The sequence below is a fragment of the Corallococcus aberystwythensis genome, assembly GCF_003612165.1.
Taxonomy (GTDB): Bacteria; Myxococcota; Myxococcia; order Myxococcales; family Myxococcaceae; genus Corallococcus; species Corallococcus aberystwythensis.
Window position 1 is genome coordinate 24,669 of the sequence record NZ_RAWK01000083.1, and the last position, 9,554, is coordinate 34,222.

Annotated in this window: 11 protein-coding genes; all 11 read left to right on the forward strand. The window is 72.4% G+C overall.

Annotated elements, in window-relative coordinates:
* Nucleotides 1-6 precede the first annotated feature (6 nt).
* Entirely contained in the window at nt 7-1,170 is a 1,164-nt protein-coding gene (gene ribD, locus D7W81_RS15645) for a bifunctional diaminohydroxyphosphoribosylaminopyrimidine deaminase/5-amino-6-(5-phosphoribosylamino)uracil reductase RibD (RefSeq protein ID WP_120556173.1), read from the forward strand.
* A gap of 42 nt (nt 1,171-1,212) precedes the next feature.
* Nucleotides 1,213-1,878, forward strand: a complete 666-nt coding sequence (locus D7W81_RS15650; RefSeq protein WP_120556174.1) for a riboflavin synthase — start codon at nt 1,213-1,215, stop codon at nt 1,876-1,878.
* Nucleotides 1,879-1,905: 27 nt separating this feature from the next.
* The gene (gene ribH, locus D7W81_RS15655) at nt 1,906-2,406 is read left to right on the forward strand and encodes a 6,7-dimethyl-8-ribityllumazine synthase (RefSeq protein WP_120556175.1); all 501 of its coding nucleotides are present in this window, start codon (nt 1,906-1,908) and stop codon (nt 2,404-2,406) included.
* Between the two features lie 5 nt (nt 2,407-2,411).
* Nucleotides 2,412-2,837, forward strand: coding sequence for a transcription antitermination factor NusB (nusB, locus tag D7W81_RS15660; protein WP_120556176.1), 426 nt, complete (start codon nt 2,412-2,414; stop codon nt 2,835-2,837).
* A complete protein-coding gene (locus tag D7W81_RS15665) occupies nt 2,834-3,325 on the forward strand; it encodes a M17 family peptidase N-terminal domain-containing protein (RefSeq protein ID WP_120556177.1) in 492 nt (163 codons plus the stop codon). The genes nusB and D7W81_RS15665 overlap by 4 nt, the downstream gene beginning before the upstream one ends.
* 55 nt (nt 3,326-3,380) lie before the next feature.
* Nucleotides 3,381-3,755: a response regulator gene (locus D7W81_RS15670; protein ID WP_120525327.1), complete on the forward strand. Its 375-nt coding sequence runs from the start codon at nt 3,381-3,383 to the stop codon at nt 3,753-3,755.
* Nucleotides 3,752-5,992 (forward strand): chemotaxis protein CheA, encoded by a 2,241-nt coding sequence (locus D7W81_RS15675; RefSeq protein WP_120556178.1) that lies wholly within the window; start codon nt 3,752-3,754, stop codon nt 5,990-5,992. The genes D7W81_RS15670 and D7W81_RS15675 overlap by 4 nt, the downstream gene beginning before the upstream one ends.
* A gap of 34 nt (nt 5,993-6,026) precedes the next feature.
* Nucleotides 6,027-6,590, forward strand: coding sequence for a chemotaxis protein CheW (locus D7W81_RS15680; protein WP_120556179.1), 564 nt, complete (start codon nt 6,027-6,029; stop codon nt 6,588-6,590).
* Nucleotides 6,587-7,114 (forward strand): chemotaxis protein CheW, encoded by a 528-nt coding sequence (locus tag D7W81_RS15685; RefSeq protein WP_120556180.1) that lies wholly within the window; start codon nt 6,587-6,589, stop codon nt 7,112-7,114. Before D7W81_RS15680 ends, D7W81_RS15685 begins: the two co-directional genes overlap by 4 nt.
* A gap of 46 nt (nt 7,115-7,160) precedes the next feature.
* Nucleotides 7,161-7,553 carry a hypothetical protein gene (locus D7W81_RS15690; RefSeq protein WP_120556181.1) on the forward strand — a complete coding sequence of 131 codons (393 nt, stop codon included), beginning with the start codon at nt 7,161-7,163 and terminating at the stop codon, nt 7,551-7,553.
* 168 nt (nt 7,554-7,721) lie between these two features.
* On the forward strand, nt 7,722-9,554 hold a 1,833-nt coding region (locus tag D7W81_RS44115), incomplete at its 3' end, for a HEAT repeat domain-containing protein (protein WP_120556182.1).

Genomic DNA, 9,554 nt, shown 5'->3' on the forward strand with positions numbered 1-9,554 from the left:
GGCGGTATGCGCTTGCTCACGCGGTCACGGTTGCAGGCGGTGAAGACGCCCCGCTCCAAGCGCGCGGCGGACTTCGACCACGCGGTGGCCGAGTTCTTCATGCGCATCGCGCTGGAGGAGGCCGCCAAGGGGCTGGGCCGCACCAGCCCCAACCCCGTCGTGGGAGCGGTGCTGGTGAAGGGCGGGCGCATCATCGCGCGCGGCCACCACAAGAAGGCCGGTACGGCGCACGCGGAAGTCGTCGCGCTGGAGGCCGCGGGCTCCAAGGCGCGAGGCGCGGACCTCTACACGACGCTGGAGCCGTGCGACCACTACGGGCGCACCCCGCCGTGCAGCCTCGCGGTGCTGGAGGCCGGCGTGCGGCGCGTGTTCAGCGCGTCGTCGGACCCCAACCCGCTCGTCAGCGGCAAGGGGCTCAACCGGCTCAAGCGTGGCGGCGTGGCAGTGGTGACGCACGTCCTCAAGGACGAGGCGGACGCGCTCAACCGGCCCTTCCTCAAGATGATGCGCACGGGCCTGCCGTGGGTGACGCTCAAGGCCGCGATGACGCTGGACGGGAAGATCGCCGCGCCCTCGGGTGACTCGCGCTGGGTGACGGGGGAAGCGTCGCGTGCGTGGGTGCACCGGCTGCGCGACCAGGTGGACGCCATCCTCGTGGGCGCCAACACCGTGCGCATGGATGACCCGCAGCTCACCACGCGGCTGCCCGGCGGCGGGGGCAAGGACCCCGTGCGCGTGGTGGTGGACTCGCACCTCAAGCTGTCCCCGGGGCACACCGTCTTCACGCAGCGCAGCCCCGCGCGCACCGTGGTGGCCACGCTGGAGGATCCGGAAGGCCGGCGCGCCCGGCGCTTCCTGGCCCAGGGCGTGGAGGTGTGGAACGTGCGCGCGAAGCAGGACCGCGTGGACCTGAAGGCCGTCCTCAAGCGCGTGAAGAAGGAGGGGCTCAACCACGTGCTCGTGGAGGGCGGCGCGGGCCTGTACGGCACGCTGCTGCGCGAGCACCTGGCGGATGCGCTCGCCCTGTTCCTCGCTCCCAAGCTGGTGGGGGCGGGCGGCCTCACGTGGACGGGCGAGCTGGGCGTGAAGGACATGGCCCAGGCCCTGGCGCTGAAGGACCTGAGCATGGAGAAGGTGGGGGACGACGTCCTCCTGCGCGCCCTGCTCTGACGGGCCAGCGTGCCGCCGGGGCATCCGTTATAAGTCCCGGTCATGTTCACCGGCCTCATCCAGGACACTGGCACCATCACCCGCGTCACCTCCGGCGCGATGACCGACTTCTGGATTCGCACCTCGCTGGGCGCGGAAGCCTTCGCCCTGGGCGAATCCATCGCCGTGGACGGCGCGTGCCTCACGGTGGTGGAAAAGGGCGGGGACACCTTCCGCGTGCAGGCGGCCCCGGAGACGCTGCGGCGCACCACCCTGGGGGCCCGGCGCACGGGCGACAAGGTGAACCTGGAGCGGGCGCTCGCACTGGGAGACCGGCTGGGCGGGCACCTGGTGTCGGGGCACGTGGACGCCGTCAGTGAGGTCCTGGAGACGTTCGCGGAAGGCGGCTCGTGGGTGATGGTGTTCCGGCTGCCCCCGGAATTGGCGCCCTGCTTCATCGAGAAGGGCTCCGTCACCATCGACGGCATCAGCCTCACGGTGAACGCGGTGGATGCCAGCACCTTCCGGGTGCAGCTGATTCCGGAGACGCAAGCGCGCACCACGCTGCACGGCAAGGGCCCCGGGGCCCAGGTGAACCTGGAGGGCGACCTCATTGGGAAGTACGTGGCCCGGCTGTACGCCCTCCGGGGCGCCCCGGAGGCGGCGGGCCAGGGGACGGGGTTGACGGAGGCGGTGGTACGGGCGGCGGGTTTCACCCCTCGCGGGTAGGGCCTCGGGTGGTGTAAGGAGCCCGCCATGCCTCGCTATTTCGAAGGGGATTTCCTCCCCCCCCAGGGCCGGTTCGCCATCTGCGTGTCCCGGTTCAACAGCTTCATCACGGAGGAGCTCTTGAAGGGCGCCGTGGACACCCTGGTGCGCCATGGCGTGAAGGACGACGCCATCGACGTGTACCGTTGCCCCGGCACCTATGAGCTGCCCGGCCTCACCCGCCGCGTGTCGGAGGGTGGCCAGTACGCGGGCATCATCGTCCTGGGCGCGGTGATTCGCGGTGGCACCCCCCACTTCGACTACGTGGCGGGCGAGTGCGCCAAGGGCATTGGTTCGGTGGCGTTCAGCGCCGCGGCCGGCCCGAACCCGGCCTCGGTGACGTTCGGCGTGCTCACGTGCGATACCGTGGAGCAGGCCATCGACCGGGCGGGCGTGAAGGCGGGCAACAAGGGCGCGGAGGCCGCGGTGGCCTGCATCGAGATGGTCAACCTCTTCGCTCGCATGACGGGCGCGGAGCGAAAGGGATAACCGCGATGGGCGCGCGCAGAACGGCACGGGAGCGGGCGCTGCAGGCGCTCTATCAATTGGAGATGACCCAGGGCGCCACCTCGCGGGAGGCCCTGGATTCGGCGTGGGCGGCCTCCGCGGAGGACGGCAAGCCGGAGCCGGACGCGGTGAAGTTCGCGAAGGAGCTGGTGGAGGGTGTGGAGGCGAACCGCGTCGAAATCGACGCGCTCATCGAACGCCACAGCCACAACTGGCGCCTGGACCGCATGTCCCGCATCGACCGCAACGTCCTGCGGCTGGGCATCTTCGAACTGAAGTACCGCCCGGACATCCCCCGCAAGGTGACCATCAACGAGGCGGTGGAACTGGGGAAGAACTTCGGCACCGAGGAGTCGAGCGCCTTCGTCAACGGCCTGCTGGACCGCGTCGCGGTGGCGCTCGGGAAGCCGTGAGCCAGACGCAGACCCTGGACGTGGGCCTGGAGGGCCTGGACGCGCTGAACGGGGTGGACGCCCTCTGCCTCTTCGTGGCCGAGGACGACCGCCCCCTGCCGTCCTCCGCCGGCTACGTGGACTGGCGGCTGTGCGGCGCCCTGTCCCGCGTGCTCCAGGGCGGGTTCTTCACCGGCGTGAAGGACGACTGGCTCCTCTTGCCGTCGGACGGGAAGCTGTCCGTGCCGCGCATCTTCGTGGTGGGGCTGGGGTCCCGGAAGCGCCTGGACGCGGCCTCGCTGGGAGAGGCCCTGGCGGGCGCGGCGAAGGTCCTGAGCCGCGCGAAGGTGGAGGCCGTGGCCCTGGAGGTGCCCCAGGGGACATCCCTGAGCGACGCGGCCCGCGCGGAGGCGTACCAGCGGCAGTTCCTGCCCGCGTTCAAGGGGGCACGGGTGTCCCTCCTCGCGGACAAGGGGCTTGTCGGGTCGCTGTCATCCAAGAAGGGCTGACGCGCAGCGACGGGGCAGGGGTTCTGCTAGCATCCAACCCCTTGAGGCGCGCGCGATGAAGTTCAAGGTGTTGATCGTCGAGGACTCCAAGGTGTCGCGCGAGCACATCGCCGCGACCGTGGAGGCCGTGGACGGCGTCGAGGCCGTCACCACCGCCAGCGGCTTCGAGGCGCTGAAGCTGCTGCCGCGCCAGCGGTTCGACCTCATCATCACCGACATCAACATGCCCGACATCAACGGGCTGGAACTCATCAACTTCGTCAAGAAGAACCCCAACTACCGGGACGTGCCGCTCATCATCGTCACCACCGAGGGGCGTGAGCAGGACCGCTCGCGGGGCATGGCGCTGGGCGCGGCCGGCTACCTGGTGAAGCCGTTCCAGCCGGAGGACCTGGAGGCGCTCCTGCGGCGCTTCCTGAAGCCGCTGTGACGCCCGGAGGCAAGGCGCTGGCGGAGTTCGTCGCCGAGGCTACCGAAATCCTCGATGCGCTGGGCCGCGACCTCCTGGCGCTGGACGAGGCACGTGGCCAGGAAGCGGACCCCGAGCACATCAACGGCATCTTCCGCGCGGCGCACTCGCTCAAGGGCCTGTCGGGCCTCTTCGGCCAGGAGCGCATCAGCCAGCTGGCGCACGCGGCGGAGGACCTGCTGGACCGGCTGCGGCTGGGCCGGCTGACGCTGGATGACGGGGTCCTGGACACGCTGGTGGACGCGCTGGACACGTTCCAGGCGCTGCTCGGCGAGGCCTCCCGCACCGAGGAGGGACCGGAGCTCACCCAGCGCACCCGCGACATGGAGGACCGCATGGCGCGGCTGGGGTCGCCCCCGCCGGCCGTGGAAGAGGATCCGCTGGAGCGGCTGGAGCTGGACGCGACGGTGCGCGCCGTCTTCACCGAGTACGAGGAGCACCGGCTGCGCGAGAACGTGCGGCGCGGGGTGGCCCTGTGGCGGGTGCGCGCGGCGTTCGACCTCACGGACTTCGACCAGGGGCTCGCGGACCTGAACGCGCGCCTCAAGCCCGTGGGCGAGGTCATCAGCACGCTGCCCTCGTCGCGGCCCGGCGGCGCCAACGGCATCGCGTTCGACCTCATCTTCGGCGCGAAGGTGGCGGCCCCGTCGCTGGAGGCGGCACTCCGGGGCACGCCCGCGGAGCTGGCGCCGCTGGCTGTGCGTCCCCCGCAGGAAGGCGCTCCAGGCCCCGCGTTCGACGTGCCTCGCCCTCCGCCGGAGGACGTGGACGCGGAGCTGCTGCCACCGGACACCGACGAAGAAGCGCCCGACGAGGACGCCGAGCCACCAGGGGGCTCCACCAGCCTCGCGACCGTGCCGGTGCCCCCGATAGGAAGCCCTCCGCGCATGCGGGCGGTGACGCCGCCGCCCACGGTGGTGGGGCTGCAGGCCGCCGCGTCCGCGCCCCTCCCCGCGGGCCGTCCCAAGACGGAAGAGACGTCCCTGCGCTCGCTCACGCAGACGGTGCGCGTGGACATCGGCCGGCTGGACGGGCTCATCAACATGGTGGGCGAGCTCTTGCTCATCAAGGCCAACCTCCAGCGGCTGGCGGAGACGTCCCGTCAGGACGGCACCGTGGCGCTGTCCAAGCTCTTCGGCCAGGAGCTCTCGCGGGAGACGCGCCAGTTGGAGCGCAAGCTGGAGGCGCTCCAGGAGGGCCTGCTCGAAGCGCGCATGGTCCCCGTGGGCCAGGTCTTCGACAAGCTGGCGCGGCTGGTGCGGAAGATTGCCCGCGAGGCCGGCAAGGAGATCGACTTCGTCAGCTCCGGCGGCGAGGTGGAGCTGGACAAGCTCATCGTCGAGGAACTCAGCGATCCGCTGATGCACCTCATCCGCAACGCCATCGACCATGGCGCGGAAGGTCCCGAGTCGCGCCTTGCCGCGGGCAAGCCCCGGCGCGCGGTGGTGCGGCTGCGCGCGGAGCAGAAGGGCAACCACGTCGTCATCAGCGTGTCCGACGACGGCTCCGGCATCGACGAGGTGCGGGTGCGCGAGGTGGCGCTGTCGCGCGGGCTCGTCACCCCGTCGCAGGTGAGCGAGATGACGCGGCGCGAGCTGCTCAACCTCATCTTCCTGCCGGGCTTCTCCACCCGCGCCAGCGTCAGCGCGCTCTCCGGGCGCGGCGTGGGCCTGGACGTGGTGAAGAACAACCTGGGCAACCTCTCCGGCATCATCGACGTGTGGAGCGAGCGCGGGAAGGGCACGGCCTTCCACCTGACGCTGCCGGTGACGCTGGCCATCGTGCGCGCGCTGGTGGTGGGCGTCAGTGGCCGCACCTACGCGGTGCCGCTCAACAGCGTGCTGGAAATCCTCTCCGTGCAGCCGCGCGACATCCGCACCGTGGAGCGCCGCGAGGTGCTGGACCTGCGCGGCCAGACGCTGCCCTTCCTGCGGCTGGGGCGCCTGTTCCACCTGCCGGAGCACGAGGTGAACCGCCACTTCGTCATCGTGGTGGGCCTGGCGCAGCAGCGGCTGGGCATCGCGGTGGATGAGCTGTTCGGCCAGCAGGACATCGTCACCAAGCCCCTGGGCGGACGCTTGAGCCGCGTGAAGGGCATCTCCGGCGCCACCGACCTGGGCAACCGCCGCACCGTGCTGGTGCTGGATGTCGCGGAACTCCTGGAAGAGGGCATCGCGCAGGAGCGGCGCCGCGCTTGAGGCGTCCGCGCCGGGGGCTGCTATCCTCCGCGCCGTGTCCCGTTTCGAAGCCCTGCTCGACGCGTTCTTCTACCGCCCGGACGAGGACGTCGGCGGCCTGCTGGACTTCGCCGCGGGCAGTGACGACCTGGCGCCGCCCCTCCTGGAAGAGGAGCCCGTCGAGTACCTGGCCTTCCGCCTGGAGTCGGAGTGCTACGCGGTGCCCATCCTCGCGGTGAGGGAGATCTGCAAGGTGCCGCTGCTCACGGAGATCCCGCGCGCGGAGCCGCACCTGCTGGGCGTGATGAACCTTCGCGGGGAGCTCTTGCCCGTCTACGACGTGAAGCTGCGGCTGCGGCTCGCGGATGCGCCGCCGGTGGTGGCCGGGCCGGACGCGGGCCTGCCGCCCCGGGCCGCGCGCATCCTGGTGCTCAAGACGGATGACGGACCCGCGGGCGTGTGGGTGGACTCGGTGGCGGGCGTGGTGCGGCTCAAGCCGTCCATGGTGGAGCTGTCGCCCGCGGGGCTGCGTGGGGATCGCGACTGCGTGGCGGGGCTGGGGCGCAAGGGCTCGCAGCTCTACATCCTGTTGGATCCGGAGCAGGCGCTCACCCCATGACGGACCCCGTGAACCTGCTGGCCCGCCGTCCGCGCGGTGACCTCGCCCGCGAGACGTCAGCGGCTGACGTGGAGGTGCAGCTGTGCGCCTTCTTCGTGGGCAACGAGGAGTACGTCCTGGACATCATGCGCGTGGAGGAGATCCTCCCGCCCCAGCGCGTGATTCCCATCCCGCACGCGCCCGCCTTCGTGGAGGGCGTGCTGCACCTGCGCGGCGCGATGCTGCCCGTGGTGGACCTGCGCAGGCGTCTGTTGGGCCAGCCCGCGCAGGAGACGCGGCGCACGCGGATGCTCGTGTGCCGGCTGGGGACGCGCCGCGTGGTGGCGCGGGTGGACCGCGTGGCGGAGGTGCTGCGCGTGCGCCGCGGCGACATCAAGCCCGCTCCAGCGCTCATGGCCGGTGGGCGCACGCCGTTCGTGGTGGGCGTGTGTGGACCGCCGGAGCGGCTGCGGCTGCTCCTGGACCTGAAGGCACTGCTGCGCGCGGAGCTGGAGCGCGACTCCCGCCCGCCGCCCGCCGGCTGAGCGCCTGGTTTTCATCGTGCGCGCCGCGAATCGAGAGAGGAACGTCATGCGAGACCTGCGCGGGCATCGGAAGTCGCTGGGGTTCCTCTACGTGTTCGTGCACCTGCTGATGCTGCTGGGCGCGGGCGCGCTGGGCTACGCCGCGTTGATCGTCGCCGGCCTCGCGGCTGCAGGGCACTCCGGGCCGGACGCGATGGCGTGGGACAATCCCCTGTTCCTCGTGCTGGCGGGCTTCGCGGTGTTGCTCGTGGTTCTGGCCATCGCGGGGATCTTCATGGGCGTGGCACTGGTGGGCGGCAGTCCCGTGTCCAGGCGCCTGGCGACGGTGCTCGCCATCCTCGCTCTGCCCAACTTCCCCCTGGGCACGGTGCTGGGTGTCTATTCCCTCTGGTTCTTCGGGCAGGAGGGGTGGGACGCGGAGCTCGGTTCCCCGACGTAAAGGGTTCGCAGGTGAACGGTTCCATCCAACGCCGGGCTTCCCTCCGGCGCGGGGGGCGCCATGAGGGGGCAGCGGACGGGCCCTCGTTCGGCGCTCGTGGGACGCGACTCGCCCGGCCGCTTCAAGCAGGATGAGGCCATCCCGAGGCACACCCGAAGGAGGACGGCGATGAGCGACACGATGCGGTCCCCCGCCGGACAGGAGGAGGCGCGGTATCGGGCGTTGCAGGCGGTGGATCCCCGCGCGCCCGGTGCCCTGGAGACCTTCACCCGCGGCCTGCATGACGAGAGCTGGCGCGTGCGTCACGCGGCGGCGGAGGGTCTGCGCCGCGTACCGGACGCGAAGGGCGTCACCGCGCGGCTCATCTCCGTCCTGGGGGAGCGCGGCGAGACGGGCGCTCGCAACGCGGCGGCCGAGGCGCTGGCCGGCATGGGGCCCGTGGCGACAGAGCCGCTGGTGCACCTGCTGGAGCACGAGGATCCGGATCAGCGCAAGCTGGCGGCGGACATCCTGGGGCAGCTGGGCCCACCGGAGGTGGAGGACGTGCTGCTGCGCGCGCTCTCCGACGACGACCTCAACGTGCGCGTGGCGGCTGCGGAGGCGCTGGGCCGGCTGGGCGGGGACGCCGCGGCGCGGGCGCTGGAGGGGTTGCTGGACACGTCGACGCCCCTGTTGCGGCTGGCCGCGCTGGAGGGCCTTGCGTCGCTCAAGCGCGCACCCCCGCTGGAGCGCGTGATGGCGCTGGTGGAGGACCCGGGGTTGCGGCGCAGCGCCCTGCGGCTTTTGGGTCTGCACTCCCCGGGCGTGGCCACCCAGTGCATCTGCCGCGCCCTGGCCTCGCCGGTGCGCTCGGTGCGCGAGGCGGCCCTCGTCGCGCTGGGGACGCAGGCCGCGGGGCTGGGCCCCTACGAGCGCGGCGAACTGGACGCGGTGGCGCGCGCGGTGCTGGCCGGCATCCCGGCCGTGACGGAGCACGTGGCGCAGGCGCTGGACGGCGAGGACGTCCAGGTGCGGGCCGGAGCGCTGGTGGCCGCGGGAGCGCTGGGAGAGGCGTCGCTCGCGGTGGCGGTGGCGGAGGTGGCGCGCGAAGACCGGCTCCTGCGCGAGGTGCTCTTCACGCTGGGCCAGCTGGGCCCGGAGGGCCGGCGCCTGCTGCTCGGGAGCATGGGCAGGCTGTCGCTGCCCGCACGCACGGTGGCGGCCGAGGCGCTGGTGCTGCTGGTGGACGCGACGTCGGTGCCGGAGCTGTGCGCATTCCTGGAGTGGGCGGAGGACGACCTGCGCGCGGTGGTGGTGCGGGCGCTGGGGCGCACACGCTCGCCGGAAGCCGTGGCGCCCCTGGTGGAGCTGCTCTCGGATGCCTCGCTGTCGGGCATGGCGGCGCGAGCGCTGGAGCAGCTGACCGTGGCCCATCCGCTGGCGGCGCTGACCGCGCTGGAGGCGGCGGTGGAGCAGCGCACGACGCCCGCGGCCGTGGCGGTGCTGGGCCGGCTGGGCGGGGCGCGGGTCCTGCCCGTGCTGCGGCGGATCGCGCGGGATGAGGACGCTTCCTGGCGCGCGGCGGCGGTGGAGGCCGCGGGCCGGGCGGACGGAGAGGCGGGCCTGGAACTGGCGCGCGGCGCGCTGGCGGACGAGTCCCCCAGGGTGCGCATCGCCGCGGTGCGCTCATTGGGTCAGCAGGGCGGCAAGGAGGCCGCGACGTTCCTGGGGCTCGCACTGAAGGACGAGGACCGCGGCGTGCGCGTGGCCGCGGTGGAGGCGGTGGGCGCGGCGGGTGCGAAGGATCGCTCGCCGGACCTGGAGTCGCTGGTGCGCCACGGCGACGGTGCGCTCGCGATGCTGGCGGTGCGCGCCCTGACGAAGCTGGGGACGGTGGGCGCGGGCGTGCTCTGGGACGCGCTCAGCCATCCCGACGCGGAGGTGGTGAAGGCGGCCCTGGCGGCGCTGGCCTCGGCGGAGGCCTCCGCGGACGGGGCGGCGCTGGCGGTGTCGCTCCTGGGC